13 protein-coding genes, 4 tRNA genes and 2 rRNA genes are annotated in these 22,693 nt (G+C 49.1%); 18 read left to right on the top strand and 1 reads right to left on the bottom strand.

Features of this window, described 5'->3' with window-relative positions; translation table 11 throughout:
* Positions 1–38: 38 nt before the first annotated feature.
* From A7983_RS06495 to birA, 4 genes are all read left to right on the top strand, one after another.
* Positions 39–2,946, top strand: a 23S ribosomal RNA gene (locus tag A7983_RS06495).
* Between the two features lie 124 nt (positions 2,947–3,070).
* Positions 3,071–3,186, top strand: a 5S ribosomal RNA gene (gene rrf, locus A7983_RS06490).
* 149 nt (positions 3,187–3,335) lie between these two features.
* Entirely contained in the window at positions 3,336–4,373 is a 1,038-nt protein-coding gene (gene murB, locus A7983_RS06485; protein WP_005974522.1) for a UDP-N-acetylmuramate dehydrogenase, read from the top strand.
* Complete coding sequence (gene birA, locus A7983_RS06480) at positions 4,370–5,329, top strand: bifunctional biotin--[acetyl-CoA-carboxylase] ligase/biotin operon repressor BirA (protein WP_005974519.1); 960 nt, start codon at positions 4,370–4,372, stop codon at positions 5,327–5,329. Before murB ends, birA begins: the two co-directional genes overlap by 4 nt.
* 28 nt (positions 5,330–5,357) lie before the next feature.
* Here the strand turns inward: birA and coaA are convergent, their stop codons facing one another.
* Positions 5,358–6,308, bottom strand: coding sequence for a type I pantothenate kinase (gene coaA, locus A7983_RS06475; RefSeq protein ID WP_005974517.1), 951 nt, complete (start codon positions 6,306–6,308; stop codon positions 5,358–5,360).
* Positions 6,309–6,952: 644 nt separating this feature from the next.
* On the opposite strand from coaA, the gene A7983_RS06470 reads away from it, so the two are divergent.
* From A7983_RS06470 to shiA, 14 genes are all read left to right on the top strand, one after another.
* Positions 6,953–7,028, top strand: a tRNA-Thr gene (locus A7983_RS06470).
* Positions 7,029–7,043: 15 nt separating this feature from the next.
* Positions 7,044–7,128 (top strand) — tRNA-Tyr (locus A7983_RS06465).
* A gap of 129 nt (positions 7,129–7,257) precedes the next feature.
* Positions 7,258–7,332: transfer RNA gene (locus A7983_RS06460), tRNA-Gly, on the top strand.
* Positions 7,333–7,338: 6 nt separating this feature from the next.
* Positions 7,339–7,414: transfer RNA gene (locus A7983_RS06455), tRNA-Thr, on the top strand.
* 107 nt (positions 7,415–7,521) lie between these two features.
* Entirely contained in the window at positions 7,522–8,706 is a 1,185-nt protein-coding gene (gene tuf, locus A7983_RS06450; RefSeq protein WP_005969581.1) for an elongation factor Tu, read from the top strand.
* A gap of 237 nt (positions 8,707–8,943) precedes the next feature.
* Complete coding sequence (secE, locus tag A7983_RS06445; protein WP_005970341.1) at positions 8,944–9,327, top strand: preprotein translocase subunit SecE; 384 nt, start codon at positions 8,944–8,946, stop codon at positions 9,325–9,327.
* 1 nt (position 9,328) lies between these two features.
* Positions 9,329–9,874, top strand: a complete 546-nt coding sequence (gene nusG / locus A7983_RS06440) for a transcription termination/antitermination protein NusG (protein WP_005970339.1) — start codon at positions 9,329–9,331, stop codon at positions 9,872–9,874.
* 162 nt (positions 9,875–10,036) lie between these two features.
* The gene (gene rplK / locus A7983_RS06435; RefSeq protein ID WP_005970337.1) at positions 10,037–10,465 is read left to right on the top strand and encodes a 50S ribosomal protein L11; all 429 of its coding nucleotides are present in this window, start codon (positions 10,037–10,039) and stop codon (positions 10,463–10,465) included.
* Positions 10,466–10,468: 3 nt separating this feature from the next.
* Positions 10,469–11,173, top strand: coding sequence for a 50S ribosomal protein L1 (rplA, locus tag A7983_RS06430; protein WP_005970335.1), 705 nt, complete (start codon positions 10,469–10,471; stop codon positions 11,171–11,173).
* Positions 11,174–11,490: 317 nt separating this feature from the next.
* Entirely contained in the window at positions 11,491–11,988 is a 498-nt protein-coding gene (gene rplJ / locus A7983_RS06425; RefSeq protein WP_005970333.1) for a 50S ribosomal protein L10, read from the top strand.
* 66 nt (positions 11,989–12,054) lie between these two features.
* Positions 12,055–12,420 (top strand): 50S ribosomal protein L7/L12, encoded by a 366-nt coding sequence (rplL, locus tag A7983_RS06420; RefSeq protein ID WP_005970331.1) that lies wholly within the window; start codon positions 12,055–12,057, stop codon positions 12,418–12,420.
* A 327-nt stretch (positions 12,421–12,747) separates the two neighbouring features.
* The gene (gene rpoB, locus A7983_RS06415; RefSeq protein WP_005970328.1) at positions 12,748–16,776 is read left to right on the top strand and encodes a DNA-directed RNA polymerase subunit beta; all 4,029 of its coding nucleotides are present in this window, start codon (positions 12,748–12,750) and stop codon (positions 16,774–16,776) included.
* Between the two features lie 141 nt (positions 16,777–16,917).
* Complete coding sequence (gene rpoC / locus A7983_RS06410; protein WP_005970326.1) at positions 16,918–21,141, top strand: DNA-directed RNA polymerase subunit beta'; 4,224 nt, start codon at positions 16,918–16,920, stop codon at positions 21,139–21,141.
* A 105-nt stretch (positions 21,142–21,246) separates the two neighbouring features.
* Positions 21,247–22,644 carry a shikimate transporter gene (gene shiA, locus A7983_RS06405; RefSeq protein ID WP_005970323.1) on the top strand — a complete coding sequence of 466 codons (1,398 nt, stop codon included), beginning with the start codon at positions 21,247–21,249 and terminating at the stop codon, positions 22,642–22,644.
* Positions 22,645–22,693 lie beyond the last annotated feature (49 nt).

Below are 22,693 nucleotides of genomic sequence, written 5' to 3'. Positions count from 1 at the left end.
CGCGATGGTGAATCGAAAGAAACATCTTCGGGTTGTGAGGTTAAGCGACTAAGCGTACACGGTGGATGCCTAGGCAGTCAGAGGCGATGAAGGGCGTGCTAATCTGCGATAAGCGTCGGTAAGCTGATATGAAGCGTTATACCCGACGATACCCGAATGGGGAAACCCAATGTGTTTCGACACATTATCATGACATGAATACATAGTGTCATGAGGCGAACCGGGGGAACTGAAACATCTCAGTACCCCGAGGAAAAGAAATCAACCGAGATTCCCCTAGTAGCGGCGAGCGAACGGGGAGGAGCCCAGAACCTGAATCAGTTTGTGTGTTAGTGGAAGCGTCTGGAAAGTCGCACAGTAAAGGGTGATAGTCCCGTACACAAAAATGCACAGATTGTGAGTTCGATGAGTAGGGCGGGACACGTGACATCCTGTCTGAATATGGGGGGACCATCCTCCAAGGCTAAATACTCCTGACTGACCGATAGTGAACCAGTACCGTGAGGGAAAGGCGAAAAGAACCCCGGCGAGGGGAGTGAAATAGAACCTGAAACCGTGTACGTACAAGCAGTGGGAGCCTACTAGTTAGGTGACTGCGTACCTTTTGTATAATGGGTCAGCGACTTATATTCTGTAGCAAGGTTAACCGTATAGGGGAGCCGCAGGGAAACCGAGTCTTAACTGGGCGTTAAGTTGCAGGGTATAGACCCGAAACCCGGTGATCTAGCCATGGGCAGGTTGAAGGTTGGGTAACACTAACTGGAGGACCGAACCGACTAATGTTGAAAAATTAGCGGATGACTTGTGGCTGGGGGTGAAAGGCCAATCAAACCGGGAGATAGCTGGTTCTCCCCGAAAGCTATTTAGGTAGCGCCTCGTGAACTCATCTTCGGGGGTAGAGCACTGTTTCGGCTAGGGGGTCATCCCGACTTACCAACCCGATGCAAACTACGAATACCGAAGAATGTTATCACGGGAGACACACGGCGGGTGCTAACGTTCGTCGTGAAGAGGGAAACAACCCAGACCGCCAGCTAAGGTCCCAAAGTCATGGTTAAGTGGGAAACGATGTGGGAAGGCATAGACAGCCAGGATGTTGGCTTAGAAGCAGCCATCATTTAAAGAAAGCGTAATAGCTCACTGGTCGAGTCGGCCTGCGCGGAAGATGTAACGGGGCTAAACCATGCACCGAAGCTGCGGCAGCGACACTTAGGTGTTGTTGGGTAGGGGAGCGTTCTGTAAGCCGTTGAAGGTGGCCTGTGAGGGTTGCTGGAGGTATCAGAAGTGCGAATGCTGACATAAGTAACGATAATGCGGGTGAAAAACCCGCACGCCGGAAGACCAAGGGTTCCTGTCCAACGTTAATCGGGGCAGGGTGAGTCGACCCCTAAGGCGAGGCTGAAAAGCGTAGTCGATGGGAAACAGGTTAATATTCCTGTACTCGGTGTTACTGCGAAGGGGGGACGGAGAAAGCTAGGTTATCCGGGCGACGGTTGTCCCGGTTTAAGCGTGAAGGTGGGTGACTTAGGTAAATCCGGGTCATCGTTAACACTGAGGCGTGATGACGAGTCACTACGGTGATGAAGTAACCAATGCTACGCTTCCAGGAAAAGCCTCTAAGCTCCAGGTAACATCAAATCGTACCCCAAACCGACACAGGTGGTCAGGTAGAGAATACTCAGGCGCTTGAGAGAACTCGGGTGAAGGAACTAGGCAAAATGGTGCCGTAACTTCGGGAGAAGGCACGCTGGCGCGTAGGTGAAGTCCCTTGCGGATGGAGCTGAAGCCAGTCGCAGATACCAGCTGGCTGCAACTGTTTAATAAAAACACAGCACTGTGCAAACACGAAAGTGGACGTATACGGTGTGACGCCTGCCCGGTGCCGGAAGGTTAATTGATGGGGTCAGCCGCAAGGCGAAGCTCTTGATCGAAGCCCCGGTAAACGGCGGCCGTAACTATAACGGTCCTAAGGTAGCGAAATTCCTTGTCGGGTAAGTTCCGACCTGCACGAATGGCGTAATGATGGCCAGGCTGTCTCCACCCGAGACTCAGTGAAATTGAACTCGCTGTGAAGATGCAGTGTACCCGCGGCAAGACGGAAAGACCCCGTGAACCTTTACTATAGCTTGACACTGAACCTTGAGCCTTGATGTGTAGGATAGGTGGGAGGCTTTGAAGTGTGGACGCCAGTCTGCATGGAGCCAACCTTGAAATACCACCCTTTAATGTTTGATGTTCTAACGTAGGCCCGTAATCCGGGTTGCGGACAGTGTCTGGTGGGTAGTTTGACTGGGGCGGTCTCCTCCCAAAGCGTAACGGAGGAGCACGAAGGTTAGCTAATCCTGGTCGGACATCAGGAGGTTAGTGCAAAGGCATAAGCTAGCTTGACTGCGAGAGTGACAGCTCGAGCAGGTGCGAAAGCAGGTCTTAGTGATCCGGTGGTTCTGAATGGAAGGGCCATCGCTCAACGGATAAAAGGTACTCCGGGGATAACAGGCTGATACCGCCCAAGAGTTCATATCGACGGCGGTGTTTGGCACCTCGATGTCGGCTCATCACATCCTGGGGCTGAAGTAGGTCCCAAGGGTATGGCTGTTCGCCATTTAAAGTGGTACGCGAGCTGGGTTTAGAACGTCGTGAGACAGTTCGGTCCCTATCTGCCGTGGGCGTTGGAAGATTGAGAGGGGTTGCTCCTAGTACGAGAGGACCGGAGTGAACGCACCACTGGTGTACGGGTTGTGATGCCAATTGCATTGCCCGGTAGCTAAGTGCGGAAGAGATAACCGCTGAAAGCATCTAAGCGGGAAACTTGCCTCGAGATGAGTCTTCCCTGGACACTAGATGTCCCTGAAGGGCCGTTGAAGACGACGACGTAGATAGGCTGGGTGTGTAAGCGTAGCGATACGTTGAGCTAACCAGTACTAATGACCCGAGAGGCTTAACCTTACAACACCGAAGGTGTTTTGTGAGATGACTCATAAGAACGATATTCAGCTTGTTCAAAGATTGGTTCTGATGGTTGTGCGATACAAAAGAGTAAAGCATAACGGTTAGAATGAAACAGAATTTGCCTGGCGGCGATAGCGCGGTGGTCCCACCTGACCCCATGCCGAACTCAGAAGTGAAACGCCGTAGCGCCGATGGTAGTGTGGGGCTTCCCCATGTGAGAGTAGGGAACTGCCAGGCATCAACTACGTGGAAAGCCCCTGTCGAAAGACAGGGGCTTTTTGCTATGGGAAATTTGGATATTACACATTCCGGTTGGCAAAAGGTCGTCAGTATCTTACGTAGATAAGGTAGACTATGTGATATCTAAATTAGTAGGTATTTCTATCATGGCGCCAAGCGTTATTTCATTGAAGTCTCATAACTCTTTCTCATTATCTGTTTCTGCATCTTGTCTTATGATTGCGGATACTAAGGATAAATTGATTGAAGAGTGGCGCGCCGCCAGTGCATCACAAGAGCCAGTTTTATTACTAGGAGAAGGAAGTAATGTTCTTTTTCTGGAAGATTTTTTAGGCACAATTCTGTTAAATCGGCTCAAAGGTATAGATGTTCGCGAAGAAAGCGATGGCTGGTATCTTCATGTCGGTGCGGGTGAAAATTGGCATCAATTAGTTGAATATACGCTTAAATATGGCATGGCTGGGTTAGAAAATTTAGCGTTAATTCCCGGATGTGTGGGATCTGCACCTATACAGAATATTGGTGCATATGGCATCGAATTACAACATGTCTGCGACTACGTTGAATTATTGGATCTAAAAGAAGGTAAAACGAGGCGTCTTACTGCTGAGGCATGCCAATTCGGTTACCGTGAAAGTATATTTAAGCATCAATATCGCTCTGGGTTTGCAATTACTGCAGTAGGACTTTTTTTAAAGAAAGAGTGGAATCCAATACTGAGTTACGGTGATTTGGCAAAACTGAATCCTGAGACTGTCACGCCACAGCAGGTCTTTGATTCTGTATGCCATATGCGTCGAAGCAAACTCCCTGATCCAATAGTGACAGGCAATGCAGGCAGCTTCTTCAAGAATCCGATAGTTACACAACAGCACGCTAAAGATATCTTACGAGAATATCCACATGCACCCCAGTATTTACAAGCTGATGGCAACGTTAAATTGGCAGCAGGGTGGTTAATCGATCAGTGTAAGCTTAAAGGATTTCAACTCGGTGGTGCGGCTGTTCACGAGCAACAGGCATTAGTTCTGATCAATAAAGATGATGCAAAAAGCTCAGACATTGTCGAGTTAGCTCGTTATGTTCGTAATCAAGTCGATGCAAAGTTCTCTATACGGCTGGAACCAGAGGTTCGCTTTATTGCTGCGTATGGTGAGGTTAACGCTAGCGAGGTATTATCATGAAAGATATTACAGTTCCTCTTAAATTAATTAAGATTCTCTCTGATGGTGAATTTTACTCTGGTGAAGTACTGGGTGAAATGATGGGGATGAGTAGAGCTGCTATTAATAAACATATTCAAACTATACGTGACTGGGGAATTGACGTTTTTACTGTAACAGGTAAAGGTTATTCTTTACCGGTACCTATGCAGTTATTAGATAAAGAAGCCATCCTCAAAAATCTACCAGAGGGGGGAGTAACTGTCCTCTCTGTCGTTGATTCTACTAACCAGTATATTTTAGAACGATTGGACACATTATTCTCCGGTGACGCGTGCCTTGCTGAATATCAGCAATCTGGCCGTGGCCGTCGGGGTCGGCAATGGTTTTCACCCTTTGGGGCGAATTTATATCTGTCCTTATATTGGCGCCTAGAACAGGGACCTGCCGCCGCTGTTGGGGTTAGTTTGGTTATCGGTATCGTCATGGCTGAAGTACTACATAAGCTTGGTGCTGATGGTGTGCGAGTCAAATGGCCCAATGATTTATATCTAAAGGATCGAAAATTAGCTGGCATTCTTGTTGAATTGACCGGAAAAACGGGTGATGCGGCTAATTTGGTGATTGGTGCAGGCATTAATTTGCAAATGAGAGAACCCGCTCCAGATACCATTAATCAAGGCTGGATAAATTTACAAGAAGCAGGTATAGACATTAATCGTAATACACTTGCTTCAACTCTCATTTCTGAGTTGAGAGGGGCTTTGGCTATCTTTGAGCTACAAGGTCTTGAGCCATTCATTTCCAGATGGGAAAAATTGGATAACTATTTTAATCGTCCAATTCGTTTGATTATCGGTAATCGAGAAATATACGGAATTGATCGTGGAATAGATCGCCAAGGCGCATTGTTGTTAGAACGTGATGGCCTAGTCACGCCATATATTGGCGGTGAAATTTCGCTGCGTGGTGCATAAAAAAGGGGGAGCCCCCCTTTTCTCATATCTATTTTCTTAACCGAACACACTCAACGGCGTGGTTAGCACTTTTAGTCATAATAAGGCTAGCTCTTTCCCGAGTAGGTAGGATGTTTTCTTTTAAATTAAGTCCGTTGATTTCTTTCCATAATTGAGATGCAATGCCAACAGCTTCTTCTTCCGTTAGTTTCGCATAATTATGGAAATATGAATTTGGATTTGAGAATGCGCCTTGCCTAAATTTCAGAAAGCGATTTATATACCATGTTTGAAGTAGTGTTTCAGGTGCATCGACATAGATAGAAAAATCCACGAAGTCTGAAACAAAAACTCTATGTGGATCATGTGGATAGTCCATCCCACTTTGTAAGACGTTTAAGCCTTCCAATATTAAAATATCAGGCTGTTCCAATATTTTATGATTGTTAGGGACAATATCATATGCTAGGTGAGAATATGTTGGGGCCGTGACTTGATGTGTTCCTGATTTTATATCAGAAACAAATTTCACCAAGCTATGCATATCATATGATTGTGGAAAGCCTTTTTTCTTCATCAAATCACGTTCTTTGAGCACTTTATTTGGATGAAGAAATCCATCTGTTGTAATTAATTCTACACTGCGATGTTCTGGCCAGCGACTTAATAGTGCTTGGAGTACACGGGCAGTGGTACTTTTTCCGACTGCAACACTGCCTGCAATGCCGATTATATAAGGTATTTTTTGGCCATCAGTCCCTAAGAACTGCTCAAGTACAGCCTGGCGACGTAAGTTAGAGCTGATATAAAAATTGAGCAGGCGAGATAATGGCAGATAAATTTCTGCGACTTCATCTAATGAAAGATCTTCATTAATTCCTTTTAGCTTAATGATCTCTTCTTCTGTCAGCGTTAACGGGACTGAATCGCGCAAGGCGGCCCATTGGCTGCGGTTAAACTGTAGGTATGGCGTGGCCAAAGATTGCTCTCTATTGCTCATAAGTCGTGTTCTGCCTGCTTAACAGGTAAGAAAAGGAACTTTTAGCCTAGCGAAGAAAGCGGGCTGCTAGCTTAGCCAACGCAATGATCGCTGCACCTTCTCTTGTGTAATAAATTTTTGATAATGGGCAGGTTAACACTTTGCTGATAGAAATAAGAAGAGAAAATCGGTTCTGTGGCGGATGCTTCTGCATTTGTACAGCGAGGGCCACTAGCTGACAGTTACTTTACCTAAACCATTCACAACAAAGATACGTTGATGATGGATGTCGGGCGGTAATGGCCAAGGCCTTTGCAAGGAAGCTTACTTGAGTATCTAAATTGGATAGCTCCCTCAATTTATCTCTAACTAAACAACATGTATTTCAAATCTATTCGCTTCAGAAAGCGAACAAAATAGCATCTGTAAATGCAGAGTCTGCTCTTCTAATAGGGAAAAATGTGTTTTTTGGTGCAGAGGAATAGAAGCAAGTTTGATGATGACACCCTCATTTTGTTGGGTGATTCTGGTGGTTCTTTGTGCAAATTTTTGCTGCTACTCTAGATTTATGGGGTGGTTTGGATAAAATCTAAGCGATAGCGCGTTTTACGCAATTTTTTTGTTGCATCGAGCGTTCTGTCTACCTAGAATGCGCAGCACTTGATGCCGGCTTAGCTCAGTAGGTAGAGCAACTGACTTGTAATCAGTAGGTCACCAGTTCGATTCCGGTAGCCGGCACCATCAAGTACACAACCAGGTGGGGTTCCCGAGCGGCCAAAGGGAGCAGACTGTAAATCTGCCGTCACAGACTTCGAAGGTTCGAATCCTTCCCCCACCACCAAATTCAATCCTGATAACAGGATACTCGATACGGTAGTCAGACTAGACCGGATCGACGAAGGCGGGGTCTATAATTTTTATTCCCCAATTTCAAAATCTACAGAAAAATTAGGTAGCCGAGTTCCAGGATGCGGGCATCGTATAATGGCTATTACCTCAGCCTTCCAAGCTGATGATGTGGGTTCGATTCCCACTGCCCGCTCCAAGATGTGCTGATATAGCTCAGTTGGTAGAGCGCACCCTTGGTAAGGGTGAGGTCGGCAGTTCGAATCTGCCTATCAGCACCACTTCCTTTTCCTCCTCCTGATTTTCTTTCTGTGAATAAATTCAGCAAGCTATCGCTTGGTTGATGTGGTGATACCACCGATTTATCCGTGTCTTAGAGGGACAATCGATGTCTAAAGAAAAATTTGAACGTACAAAACCGCACGTTAACGTCGGTACTATCGGCCACGTTGACCATGGTAAAACAACGCTGACCGCTGCAATCACTACCGTTTTGGCTAAAACCTACGGTGGTAACGCACGTGCATTCGACCAGATCGATAACGCACCAGAAGAAAAAGCACGCGGTATCACTATCAACACGTCTCACGTTGAATACGATACCCCGTCTCGCCACTACGCGCACGTTGACTGCCCAGGACACGCCGACTATGTGAAAAACATGATCACCGGTGCTGCCCAGATGGATGGCGCGATCCTGGTTGTTGCTGCAACTGACGGCCCGATGCCTCAGACTCGTGAGCACATCCTGCTGGGTCGTCAGGTTGGCGTTCCTTTCATCATCGTGTTCCTGAACAAATGTGACATGGTTGATGACGAAGAGCTGCTGGAACTGGTTGAGATGGAAGTGCGTGAGCTGCTGTCTCAGTACGATTTCCCTGGCGACGACACGCCAGTAATTCGTGGCTCTGCTCTGAAAGCGCTGGAAGGCGAAGCCGAGTGGGAAGCGAAAATCGTCGAACTGGCTGGCTACCTGGATTCTTATATCCCAGAACCAGAGCGTGCAATTGACAAGCCGTTCCTGCTGCCAATCGAAGACGTATTCTCTATCTCCGGCCGTGGTACTGTTGTTACCGGTCGTGTAGAGCGCGGTATCGTTAAAGTCGGTGAAGAAGTTGAAATCGTTGGTATCAAAGATACTGCGAAATCGACCTGTACTGGCGTAGAAATGTTCCGCAAACTGCTGGACGAAGGTCGTGCAGGCGAGAACGTTGGTGTTCTGCTGCGTGGTATCAAGCGTGAAGAAATCGAGCGTGGCCAAGTACTGGCTAAGCCAGGTTCAATCAAGCCGCACACCCAGTTCGAATCAGAAGTGTATATCCTGAGCAAGGATGAAGGCGGTCGTCATACTCCGTTCTTCAAAGGCTACCGTCCTCAGTTCTACTTCCGTACCACTGACGTAACGGGTACCATCGAACTGCCAGAAGGCGTAGAGATGGTAATGCCGGGCGACAACATCAAAATGGTTGTTACCCTGATCCACCCAATCGCGATGGATGACGGTTTGCGTTTTGCAATCCGTGAAGGCGGCCGTACTGTAGGCGCGGGCGTTGTTGCTAAAGTTATCGCTTAATCGCTGATAACGTTTGACGCGACACGCGATAAAAGGGCATCATTTGATGCCCTTTTTCTACGCTGTCATGGTAGAACCTATCTCATCAGCGATTGTGCGGTATAATCATTGGTGAGATAGGCTCTGTAGATACGGCGTAAATACCGAATTATTCGTTCTACAGAACATCTTTCGGTTTGGTTGCCCCGTGGTTGCGGGGCAAAGTTATTTGTCTGAATCATTGTGACAGGTTGGTTTATGAGTGCGAATACCGAAGCTCAGAATAGTGGGCGTGGCCTGGAAGTGATTAAATGGCTAGTAGTCGGTGCCTTGCTGGTCGTTGCGATTGGCGGTAATTCTTATTACCGCGAATTTAGTCTTCCTCTGCGTGCATTGGCCGTTGTTATCCTGATCGCCGCAGCCGGTGGTGTGGCTCTGCTGACCACGAAAGGCAAAGCAACCGTAGCGTTTGCTCGCGAAGCACGTACTGAAGTGCGCAAAGTAATTTGGCCGACTCGTCAGGAAACGTTACACACCACGTTAATCGTTGCCGCGGTGACCGCCGTGATGTCACTGATTTTGTGGGGGCTGGATGGTATTCTGGTCCGTTTGGTATCGTTTATCACTGGCCTGAGGTTCTAAGATGTCTGAAGCTCCAAAAAAACGTTGGTACGTCGTTCAGGCGTTTTCTGGTTTTGAAGGCCGCGTAGCGCAATCGCTGCGTGAGCACATCAAACTCCATAACATGGAAGAACTGTTTGGCGAAGTCATGGTCCCCACTGAAGAAGTCGTTGAGATCCGTGGTGGTCAGCGCCGCAAGAGCGAGCGCAAATTTTTCCCTGGCTATGTTTTGGTACAGATGGTGATGGAAGATGCGAGTTGGCATCTTGTACGTAGTGTGCCTCGTGTTATGGGGTTCATTGGTGGTACATCCGACCGTCCTGCGCCAATTAGTGACAAAGAAGTTGATGCGATTATGAATCGCCTCCAGCAAGTTGGTGACAAACCTCGTCCGAAAACGCTGTTTGAACCAGGTGAAATGGTCCGCGTTAACGATGGCCCATTTGCTGACTTTAACGGTGTTGTTGAAGAAGTGGACTATGAGAAGAGCCGCCTGAAGGTGTCTGTTTCTATATTTGGTCGTGCAACGCCTGTTGAACTGGACTTTGCCCAAGTCGAAAAAGGTTAATGGCCTGACAGAATTTGCTGAAAATAGCTACTTGCCTATGGCGCGAAATTAACCTACAATTTCGCGCCTTTTGTTTTTCGGTTGCCCTAACGGCGGCTGAAACGTAATACAAACCACGGGGAGCCTTTTACTAGGCGCTATTACCCAATCGAGGAAAGCTAAATGGCCAAGAAAGTACAAGCCTATGTCAAGCTGCAAGTTGCAGCTGGTATGGCTAACCCGAGCCCACCAGTAGGTCCGGCTCTGGGTCAACAAGGTGTTAACATCATGGAATTCTGTAAGGCGTTCAACGCTAAAACGGAAAGCCTTGAGAAGGGTCTACCGACTCCAGTTGTTATTACCGTTTATTCTGACCGTTCTTTCACCTTCGTTACCAAAACGCCTCCAGCAGCAGTTCTGCTGAAGAAAGCGGCTGGTATCAAGTCTGGTTCTGGCAAGCCGAACAAAGACAAAGTAGGTAAAGTAACGAGCGCTCAGGTTCGTGAAATCGCAGAAACTAAAGCTGCGGACATGACTGGTTCTGATGTAGACGCCATGGCGCGCTCTATCGCAGGTACTGCTCGTTCCATGGGCCTGGTAGTGGAGGATTAATAAATGGCTAAGCTGACCAAGCGCATGCGCGTGATCCGTGACAAAGTTGATGTAACTAAACAGTATGACATCAACGAAGCTGTTGCTCTGCTCAAAGAGCTGGCCACTGCTAAGTTCGTAGAAAGTGTAGACGTAGCCGTTAACCTCGGCATCGATGCACGTAAATCTGACCAAAACGTTCGTGGTGCAACCGTTCTGCCTCATGGTACCGGTCGTTCTGTTCGCGTAGCTGTCTTCACCCAAGGTGCAAACGCTGAAGCTGCTAAAGCTGCTGGCGCTGAATTTGTGGGCATGGAAGATCTGGCTGATCAGATCAAAAAAGGCGAAATGGGCTTTGACGTTGTTATTGCATCCCCAGATGCAATGCGCGTTGTTGGCCAATTGGGCCAGGTTCTGGGTCCACGCGGCCTGATGCCAAACCCGAAAGTGGGTACTGTAACCCCTAACGTTGCTGAAGCAGTTAATAATGCTAAAGCTGGTCAGGTTCGTTACCGTAACGACAAGAACGGCATTATCCATACCACTATCGGTAAGGTTGATTTCGATTCTAACAAATTGAAAGAAAACCTAGAGTCTTTGTTGATTGCGCTGAAAAAAGCAAAACCATCTCAGGCGAAAGGCGTGTACATCAAGAAAGTTAGCTTGTCTACCACTATGGGCGCTGGCGTTGCCATCGACCAGAGCGGTCTGAACGCTGTTGCTAACTAATAGCTTTTGTTCCGCTTTACTCGGGTGTGAGATTTACCTATAATTTTACGCCCGTTGTTCCTTAAGTGGAATGACGCAAGAATTTTTCGGTTGGAGCCTGGCCTATCCAGGCCTCCGTCCAAGACCGCAGGTGTTTCGTAAGAAACTTAATTTTCCTGCGTAGACGGTGACAGAGCCTAAATAACGTTTTTCTTTTTTATAAAGAATAATTTTTTACTGGATTCTGCTCACCGTGTTTCAACGCTTATCTCTAATTTTGGCGATAGGTGAAGTGAGTTCCGGAGAGTTTCTCCGGCTAAATCCAGGAGCAAAAGCTAATGGCATTAAATCTTCAAGACAAACAAGCAATTGTTGCTGAAGTCAGCGAAGTAGCCAAAGGTGCGCTGTCTGCGGTTGTTGCGGATTCTCGTGGCGTTACCGTTGATAAAATGACCGAACTGCGTAAAGCAGGTCGTGAAGCTGGCGTTTACATGCGTGTTGTTCGTAACACCCTGCTGCGCCGCGTCGTTGAAGGTACTCAATTTGAATGCCTGAAAGACACGTTTGTTGGTCCGACCCTGATTGCATATTCTTTGGAACACCCGGGCGCTGCTGCTCGTTTGTTCAAAGAGTTCGCAAAAGCGAATGCAAAATTTGAGGTCAAAGCTGCAGCCTTTGAAGGTGAGCTGATCCCGGCGGCTCAAATTGACCGTCTGGCAACGCTGCCGACTTACGAAGAAGCACTGGCACGTCTGATGTCGACCATGAAAGAAGCCGCTGCCGGCAAACTGGTCCGCACTCTGGCTGCTGTTCGCGATGCAAAAGAAGCGGCGTAATAGCACTTTCTTTTTTAACGCACTTGCTAACGTATAAACTATTTCTGATTCTTAGGAACTATTGTTATGTCTATCACTAAAGATCAAATTCTGGAAGCAGTAGCAGCTATGTCTGTAATGGATGTTGTTGAACTGGTTTCCGCTATGGAAGAAAAATTCGGTGTTTCTGCTGCTGCTGCTGTAGCTGTAGCTGCTGGCCCAGCTGAAGTTGCTGAAGAAAAAACTGAGTTCGACGTTGTGCTGAAAGCTATCGGCGCTAACAAAGTTGCTGTAATCAAAGCTGTTCGCGGCGCAACTGGTCTGGGCCTGAAAGAAGCCAAAGATCTGGTTGAATCTGCTCCAGCAGTGATGAAAGAAGGCGTGAGCAAAGATGACGCTGAAGCACTGAAGAAATCTCTGGAAGAAGCTGGCGCAGAAGTTGAAGTTAAATAAGCCAACCTTTCAGGTTGCAGCCTGATTTATTAGGCTGATGGCTGGTGACTTTTTAGTCACCAGCCTTTTTGCGCTGTAGGATATCAATGGGATTTCACACTGTTTAGCCATTGATTTCTCCCAATATTTTTTTCTATTGACGACTTAATATACTGCTTTCCAGCATAGGCTCCTTGCCTAAGCAGAAGCAACGAAATGGTTTAAGAGTAATAGAAAGACGTATTACGGAAAGTTCTCTATTTTCCGACCAACATAAATAGTGTTGCATGAACTGTCCTTGTTAGGGCAGACAGAGTGGTTCGACTTGTCAGCTAGCTGAGGAACCCTATGGTTTACTCCTATACCGAGAAAAAACGTATTCGTAAGGATTTTGGTAAACGTCCACAAGTTTTGGACATACCTTATCTCCTTTCTATCCAACTTGACTCGTTCCAGAAGTTTATCGAGCAAGACCCGGAAGGCCAGCACGGTTTGGAAGCTGCATTCCGTTCTGTTTTCCCAATAAAAAGCTATAGCGGTAATTCAGAGCTGCAATACGTTAGCTATCGCTTAGGCGAGCCAGTATTTGACGTTAAAGAATGTCAGATCCGCGGTGTGACGTTCTCTGCGCCGCTACGCGTTAAACTGCGCCTGGTGATCTACGAGCGCGAAGCGCCTGAAGGCACCGTTAAAGACATCAAAGAACAAGAAGTTTACATGGGCGAAATTCCGCTCATGACTGATAACGGTACCTTCGTGATCAACGGTACTGAGCGTGTAATCGTGTCTCAGTTGCACCGTAGTCCAGGTGTGTTCTTCGATAGCGACAAAGGTAAAACCCACTCTTCAGGTAAGGTGCTGTATAACGCACGTATTATTCCTTACCGTGGTTCCTGGCTGGATTTCGAATTTGATCCGAAGGATAACCTGTTTGTCCGTATCGACCGTCGCCGCAAATTGCCTGCGACCATTATCCTGCGCGCGCTAGGTTACTCCACCGAACAGATTCTCGATCTTTTCTTCGATAAAATTGTCTATGAAATCAATGGCAATAAATTGCAGATGGATCTGGTTCCTGAGCGCCTGCGTGGTGAAACTGCATCGTTTGATATCGAAGCGAACGGTAAAGTTTATATCGAAAAAGGCCGCCGTATCACTGCACGTCATATCCGTCAGCTAGAGAAAGACGGCATTGAGCGCATTGAAGTGCCTGTTGAATATATCGCTGGCAAAGTACTGTCCAAAGATTATATCGACGAGAGCACCGGCGAACTGATCGGTGCAGCCAACATGGAACTGTCGCTGGATCTGCTGGCTAAACTGAGTCAGTCTGGTCACAAGCGTATTGAGACCCTGTTCACCAACGATCTTGATCACGGTGCATACATGTCTGAAACCGTGCGCGTCGATCCGTCAAGCGATCGTCTGAGCGCGCTGGTTGAAATCTATCGCATGATGCGTCCTGGTGAACCACCAACGCGTGAAGCAGCAGAAACGCTGTTCGAGAACCTGTTCTTCTCTGAAGACCGCTACGATCTGTCTGCGGTTGGCCGTATGAAGTTCAACCGTTCTTTGTTGCGTGACGAGATCGAAGGTTCCGGTATCCTGAGCAAAGATGACATCATCGAAGTGATGAAGAAGCTCATTGATATCCGTAACGGTAAAGGCGAAGTGGATGATATCGACCACCTCGGCAACCGTCGCATCCGTTCCGTCGGCGAAATGGCAGAAAACCAATTCCGCGTTGGTCTGGTGCGTGTAGAACGTGCTGTAAAAGAGCGTCTGTCTCTGGGCGACCTCGATACGCTGATGCCACAAGACATGATTAACGCCAAGCCGATTTCGGCTGCCGTGAAAGAATTCTTCGGCTCGAGCCAGTTGTCACAGTTTATGGACCAGAACAACCCACTGTCTGAGATTACGCACAAACGCCGTATCTCTGCATTGGGACCAGGTGGTCTGACGCGTGAACGTGCTGGCTTTGAAGTTCGTGACGTACACCCGACTCACTACGGTCGTGTTTGTCCTATCGAAACGCCGGAAGGTCCGAACATCGGTCTGATCAACTCCTTGTCCGTTTATGCGCAAACTAACGAATACGGTTTCCTTGAAACCCCGTATCGTCGCGTGCGTGAAAACGTGGTTACGGATGAGATCCATTACCTGTCTGCGATTGAAGAAGGTAACTTCGTTATCGCACAGGCAAACACCAATTTGGACGAAGAAGGCCGCTTCATCGACGAACTGGTTACCTGTCGTAATAAAGGTGAGTCCAGCTTGTTCAGCCGCGATCAGGTTGAATACATGGACGTTTCCACACAGCAGGTGGTTTCCGTCGGTGCATCCCTGATTCCGTTCCTGGAACACGATGACGCCAACCGTGCCCTGATGGGTGCGAACATGCAACGTCAGGCCGTTCCGACCTTACGCGCTGATAAGCCGCTGGTTGGTACGGGTATGGAACGTGCTGTTGCGGTTGACTCTGGTGTAACTGCCGTAGCCAAACGTGGTGGTACAGTACAGTACGTAGATGCATCCCGTATTGTAATCCGCGTTAATGACGATGAAATGTATCCGGGCGAAGCCGGGATCGACATTTATAACCTGACCAAATATACCCGTTCTAACCAGAACACCTGCATCAGCCAGATGCCGTGTGTGTCTCTGGGTGAGCCGGTAGAACGTGGTGATGTTCTGGCAGATGGTCCGTCCACCGATCTGGGCGAACTGGCACTGGGTCAGAACATGCGCGTGGCATTCATGCCATGGAATGGTTACAACTTCGAAGACTCCATCCTCGTTTCCGAGCGTGTGGTTCAGGAAGATCGCTTTACGACCATCCACATTCAGGAATTGGCCTGTGTGTCTCGTGACACCAAGTTAGGGCCTGAAGAAATTACTGCGGACATCCCGAACGTGGGTGAAGCAGCACTTTCCAAACTGGATGAGTCCGGCATCGTTTATATCGGTGCGGAAGTGACCGGTGGTGACATTCTGGTTGGTAAGGTAACGCCGAAAGGTGAAACCCAGCTGACGCCAGAAGAAAAACTGCTGCGTGCGATCTTCGGTGAGAAAGCGTCTGACGTTAAAGACTCTTCTCTGCGTGTACCAAACGGTGTTTCCGGTACGATCATCGATGTACAGGTCTTTACCCGCGACGGCGTGGAAAAAGACAAACGTGCGTTGGAAATCGAAGAAATGCAACTGAAGCAGGCGAAGAAAGACCTGACTGAAGAGTTGCAGATTCTGGAAGCGGGCCTGTTTGGGCGTATTCACGCCGTGCTGGTTTCTGGCGGCGTAGAAGCTGACAAACTGGACAAACTGCCGCGCGAGCGCTGGTTGGAACTGGGTCTGACTGATGAAGATAAGCAGAATCAGTTGGAACAGCTTGCAGAACAGTATGATGAGCTGAAGCACGAGTTTGAGAAAAAACTCGAAGCTAAGCGCCGTAAAATCACCCAAGGCGATGATCTGGCACCAGGCGTGCTGAAAATCGTTAAGGTTTATCTGGCTGTTAAGCGTCAGATTCAACCGGGTGACAAGATGGCAGGTCGTCACGGGAACAAAGGTGTTATCTCCAAGATCAACCCGATCGAAGATATGCCTTACGATGAGAACGGTACGCCGGTCGATATCGTACTGAACCCGCTGGGCGTACCTTCACGTATGAACATCGGTCAGATTCTGGAAACCCACTTGGGTATGGCTGCAAAAGGTATTGGCGAGAAAATCAACGCCATGCTTAAACAGCACGAAGAAGTGACCAAACTGCGTGAGTTTATCCAGAGAGCCTATGATCTGGGCGACGATGTGCGTCAAAAAGTCGACCTGAGTACTTTCTCAGACGAAGAAGTTATGCGTCTGGCTGAAAACCTGAAGAAAGGTATGCCAATTGCAACGCCAGTATTCGACGGTGCAAAAGAGAAAGAAATCAAGGAACTGTTGCAGATGGGCGGTATCCCTACCTCCGGTCAGATTACCCTGTACGATGGACGTACCGGTGAGCAATTTGAGCGTCAGGTTACAGTGGGCTACATGTACATGCTGAAACTGAACCACTTGGTTGACGATAAGATGCATGCCCGTTCCACCGGTTCTTATAGCCTGGTTACTCAGCAGCCGCTGGGTGGTAAGGCGCAGTTCGGTGGTCAACGCTTCGGTGAGATGGAAGTGTGGGCGCTGGAAGCTTATGGTGCAGCTTATACCCTGCAAGAAATGTTGACCGTTAAGTCTGATGACGTGAACGGCCGTACCAAGATGTACAAGAACATCGTGGATGGCAATCATCAGATGGAACCAGGCATGCCGGAATCCTTCAACGTATTGTTGAAAGAAATCCGTTCGCTGGGTATCAACATCGAGCTGGAAGAAAAGTAATACCAGCTCGTTGTATCGCTGGCATTCGTCATAGGGACACCTGAACGCTGTTTTTAACGGCCATGTTGTTTTTAACAGCATGGCTGCTTTAACGGCATAGTTCAGGTGTCTATCAGGTCTAACTCCGACAGGAGCCAATCCGTGAAAGACTTATTAAAGTTTCTGAAAGCGCAAACTAAGACCGAAGAGTTTGATGCGATCAAAATTGCTCTGGCCTCGCCAGACATGATCCGTTCGTGGTCTTTTGGTGAAGTTAAAAAGCCAGAAACCATTAACTACCGTACGTTCAAGCCTGAGCGTGACGGCCTTTTCTGCGCCCGTATCTTTGGGCCAGTGAAAGATTATGAGTGCTTGTGCGGTAAGTATAAGCGCCTGAAACACCGCGGTGTTATTTGTGAGAAGTGCGGCGTTGAAGTGACCCAAACTAAAGTACGTCGTGAGCGTATGGGTCACATCGAGCTGGCTTCTCCGACTGCGCACATCTGGTTCCTGAAGTCACTGCCTTCCCGTATCGGTTTGCTGTTAGATATGCCGCTGCGTGATATTGAGCGTGTGCTTTATTTTGAATCTTATGTCGTGGTTGAAGGCGGCATGACCAACCTTGAGCGCCGTCAGATCCTGACTGAAGAGCAGTATCTGGATGCGCTGGAAGAGTTTGGTGATGAATTCGACGCGAAAATGGGTGCCGAAGCGATCCAGGCTCTGCTGAAGAACATGGATCTGGAGCAGGAATGCGAGCAGTTGCGTGAAGAGCTGACCGAAACCAACTCCGAAACCAAACGTAAAAAGCTGACCAAGCGTATTAAGCTGCTGGAAGCGTTCGTACAGTCTGGTAACAAACCAGAGTGGATGATCCTGACCGTTCTGCCGGTACTGCCGCCAGATCTGCGTCCGTTGGTTCCGCTGGATGGCGGTCGTTTTGCGACTTCCGACCTGAACGATCTGTACCGTCGCGTGATCAACCGTAACAACCGTCTGAAACGTCTGCTGGATCTGGCTGCGCCAGATATCATCGTACGTAACGAAAAACGTATGTTGCAGGAAGCGGTTGATGCCTTGCTGGATAACGGCCGTCGCGGTCGTGCGATCACCGGTTCTAACAAACGTCCTCTGAAATCTTTGGCCGATATGATCAAAGGTAAGCAGGGTCGTTTCCGTCAGAACTTGCTCGGTAAGCGTGTTGACTACTCCGGTCGTTCCGTCATCACCGTTGGTCCATACCTGCGTCTGCACCAATGTGGCCTGCCGAAGAAAATGGCACTGGAACTGTTTAAACCGTTCATCTACGGCAAGCTGGAACTGCGTGGTCTTGCGACCACCATTAAAGCTGCCAAGAAAATGGTTGAGCGTGAAGAAGCCGTCGTATGGGATATCCTGGACGAAGTCATCCGCGAACACCCGGTACTGCTGAACCGTGCACCAACACTGCACCGTTTGGGTATCCAGGCATTTGAACCGGTACTGATCGAAGGTAAAGCGATCCAGCTGCACCCGCTGGTTTGTGCGGCATATAACGCCGACTTCGATGGTGACCAGATGGCTGTACACGTACCGCTGACGCTGGAAGCCCAGTTAGAAGCGCGTGCGTTGATGATGTCGACCAACAACATCCTGTCCCCTGCGAATGGTGAGCCAATCATCGTTCCTTCTCAGGACGTGGTATTGGGTCTGTATTACATGACGCGTGACTGTGTTAACGCCAAAGGCGAAGGCATGGTGCTCACGGGTCCTAAAGAAGCTGAGCGTGTTTATCGTGCTGGTCTGGCCTCTCTGCATGCGCGCGTTAAAGTGCGTATCACGGAAGAGATCAAAAGCATCGAAGGCGATGTTACGCATCAGACGTCGATTATTGACACGACTATCGGCCGCGCCATCCTGTGGATGATCGTACCGAAAGGTCTGCCGTACTCGATCGTTAACCAGCCTCTGGGCAAGAAAGCGATCTCCAAAATGCTGAACACTTGTTACCGCATTTTGGGTCTGAAACCGACAGTTATCTTCGCTGACCAGACTATGTACACCGGTTTTGCTTACGCGGCGCGCTCTGGTGCTTCCGTAGGTATCGATGACATGGTTATCCCGGAGAAAAAAGCCGAGATTATCGAAGAAGCAGAAACCGAAGTTGCCGAGATTCAGGAGCAGTTCCAGTCTGGTCTGGTTACCGCGGGCGAACGCTACAACAAAGTGATCGATATCTGGGCTGCGGCGAACGAGCGTGTTGCGAAAGCGATGATGGAAAACCTGTCCGTTGAGGATGTGGTTAACCGTGATGGCGTGGTTGAGCAGCAGGTTTCTTTCAACAGCATCTTTATGATGGCCGACTCCGGTGCGCGTGGTTCTGCGGCACAGATTCGTCAGTTGGCGGGTATGCGTGGTCTGATGGCGAAACCAGATGGTTCCATCATCGAGACACCAATCACCGCAAACTTCCGTGAAGGTTTGAACGTACTCCAGTACTTCATCTCGACGCACGGTGCGCGTAAAGGTTTGGCGGATACCGCACTGAAAACGGCAAACTCCGGTTACTTGACGCGTCGTCTGGTTGACGTTGCGCAGGATCTGGTTGTGACCGAGGACGACTGTGGTACCCATGAAGGTATCATGATGACGCCGGTTATCGAGGGTGGTGATGTTAAAGAACCACTGCGTGAGCGCGTACTGGGCCGTGTAACGGCTGAAGACGTGATCAAACCGGGCACCGCGGATATTCTGGTTCCACGTAACACGCTGCTGAACGAGCAGTGGTGTGACATGTTGGAAGAGAACTCCGTTGACGCCGTTAAAGTACGTTCAGTGGTAAGCTGCGAAACCGACTTTGGCGTGTGCGCCAATTGCTACGGTCGCGATCTGGCTCGTGGTCATATCATCAACAAAGGTGAGGCTATCGGGGTTATCGCGGCACAGTCCATCGGTGAGCCAGGTACACAGTTAACCATGCGTACGTTCCACATCGGTGGTGCGGCATCGCGTGCGGCTGCTGAGTCCAGCATTCAGGTGAAAAACAAAGGTAGCCTGAAACTGAGCAACGTGAAGTTCGTTATGAACAGCAACGGTAAATTGGTTATTACTTCACGTAATACCGAACTGAAACTGATCGACGAATTCGGACGTACTAAAGAAAGCTATAAAGTGCCTTACGGTGCGGTGATGGCGAAGGGTGATGGTTCAGACGTTAGCGGTGGCGAAACCGTCGCAAACTGGGACCCGCATACCATGCCAGTGGTGACCGAAGTGAGCGGTTTCATCCGCTTTGCTGACATGATTGACGGTCAGACCATTACTCGCCAGACCGACGAACTGACTGGTTTGTCTTCTATCGTGGTTCTGGATAGTGCAGAACGTACCGGTAGCGGTAAAGACTTGCGTCCAGCACTGAAAATCGTTGACGGCAAAGGTGAAGATGTACTGATCCCAGGTACTGATATGCCTGCTCAATACTTCCTGCCGGGTAAAACGATTGTTCAGTTGGAAGATGGGGTGCAGATTGGTGCCGGTGATACATTGGCGCGTCTCCCTCAGGAATCCAGTGGTACCAAGGATATTACCGGTGGTCTGCCACGCGTAGCCGATCTGTTCGAAGCCCGTCGTCCGAAAGAGCCGGCAATTCTGGCAGAGATCAGCGGCATCATTTCCTTCGGTAAAGAAACCAAAGGCAAGCGCCGTCTGGTAATTTCTCCGTTGGATGGCAGCGATGCTTACGAAGAGATGATTCCGAAATGGCGTCAGCTCAACGTGTTCGAAGGTGAAGTTGTGGAACGTGGTGACGTTGTTTCCGACGGCCCAGAGTCTCCGCACGATATCCTGCGTCTGCGTGGCGTACATGCAGTAACGCGTTATATCACCAACGAAGTTCAGGAAGTTTACCGTCTGCAAGGCGTTAAGATTAACGATAAACACATCGAAGTTATCGTTCGTCAGATGTTGCGTAAAGGCACCATCGTTAGCGCGGGTAGTACGGAATTCCTGGAAGGCGAACAGGCAGAAGTGTCTCGCATCAAGATTGCTAACCGTCAGTTGGAAGCGGATGGCAAGATCACGGCAACGTACAGCCGCGATCTGCTGGGTATCACCAAAGCATCTCTGGCGACCGAGTCCTTCATTTCTGCGGCATCGTTCCAGGAAACCACTCGCGTACTTACCGAAGCGGCTGTTGCAGGTAAACGTGATGAACTGCGTGGCCTGAAAGAGAACGTTATCGTAGGTCGTCTGATCCCAGCGGGTACGGGTTATGCGTACCATCAGGATCGTATGCGCCGCCGTCAGGCGGGTGAAGCGCCTGTTGTGCCTCAGGTGAGTGCCGATGAAGCTTCTGCTAACTTGGCCGAGCTGCTGAATGCAGGCTTTGGTAGCAGCGACGACGAGTAAGTCTCTTTACGCTGCACTATCATGCGGTAAATAACAAAAACCCCGGCTATCATGGTCGGGGTTTTTTGTTGTACAGTAGTGTAAAGTAATTAGAACGGAACCGACATGGACACCTCAACTACGCCAACTCTCTCACAGCCTGGCGACTCATTACCTCATCAGAATGATTCACTCTCTTCTGATAAAACCCTACAAACACAGTCAGTAAGCCATTCTCAACATCGAGCAAAACGCGCAGCATGGGGCAGTTTTGTGGGGGCTGTTGTCGATTGGTACGATTTCCTACTGTACGGAATTGTTGCCGCCCTTGTATTTAATGCAGAATTTTTTCCGCAGATCAGCCCGACGATGGGGACGCTGGCGGCATTTGGTACGTTCGGTGTTGGTTTCCTGTTTCGCCCGTTAGGCGGCATGGTGTTTGGTCATTTCGGCGACAAGCTGGGCCGTAAACGGATGTTGATGATTACAGTCTGGATGATGGGCATTTCTACTGCGCTGATTGGACTGTTGCCGTCATTTGACTCTATTGGCTGGTGGGCTCCGGTGCTGTTGGTTACGCTGAGGGCCATTCAGGGATTCGCGGTCGGCGGCGAATGGGGTGGGGCGGCACTGTTGGCGGTAGAGAGTGCGCCGAAGAAAAAGAAAGCTTTTTACAGCAGTGGCGTACAGGTAGGCTTCGGCGTCGGGCTGTTGCTGGCAACCGGATCGGTATCGGTAGTGAGCAATTTGACCACTAATGAGGAATTTACTACTTGGGGATGGCGTCTGCCGTTCTTATTCAGCCTGATTCTGGTTGCTATTGCCTGGTGGGTACGTAACGGGATGGATGAGTCTCAGGAGTTTGAGGCGAATAAAACGCTAGGTGAAAGAGCAAACAAACTGCGTTCATTCCCGATTATGGAAGCACTGCGCCAGCACCCTAAAGCCTTTCTGCTGATTATTGCGTTACGGCTTGGTGAACTGTTGACGATGTATATCGTCACCGCATTTGCACTCAATTACTCCACCACCCATCTTGGGTTATCGCGCGATATCTTTCTGAACATCGGGCTGCTGGTGGGGGCGATCAGTTGTGTGTCTATTCCTTTCTTTGCTTATCTGGCAGATAGCTTTGGCCGTCGTCGTATCTATGTGACTGGTGCGTTGATTGGCGCGGTGAGTGCAGTGCCATTCTTCATGGCGTTGGAAAGTCACAACACGCTGCTGATTCTGTTCTTTGCCATCATGCTGGCGAATGCTGCTCACGATATGATCGTTAGCGTACAGCAGCCGATGTTTACCGAGCTATTTGGTACGGCGTATCGCTATAGCGGGGCTGGCGTGGGCTATCAGGTTGCCAGCGTGGTCGGCGGCGGGTTTACGCCTTTTATCGCTGTTTTGCTGGTGCAGTTTATGGATGGTTCATGGCACGCGGTGGCGGCCTATCTTGCCATCGGTTGCTTACTGTCAGCAGTTGTCGGGATGCGGATGAAAGCACCCGCAGACGATACGGTACCTCACTAACTTCTTTATCTCTCTAATCTAAAATGCCGATACAGATGCAAGATGCAGC

This window comes from Pectobacterium wasabiae CFBP 3304 (genome assembly GCF_001742185.1).
GTDB lineage: Bacteria > Pseudomonadota > Gammaproteobacteria > Enterobacterales > Enterobacteriaceae > Pectobacterium > Pectobacterium wasabiae.
Note: the sequence above shows the minus strand (reverse complement) of the source record. Positions and strands in the feature narration are given on the sequence as shown.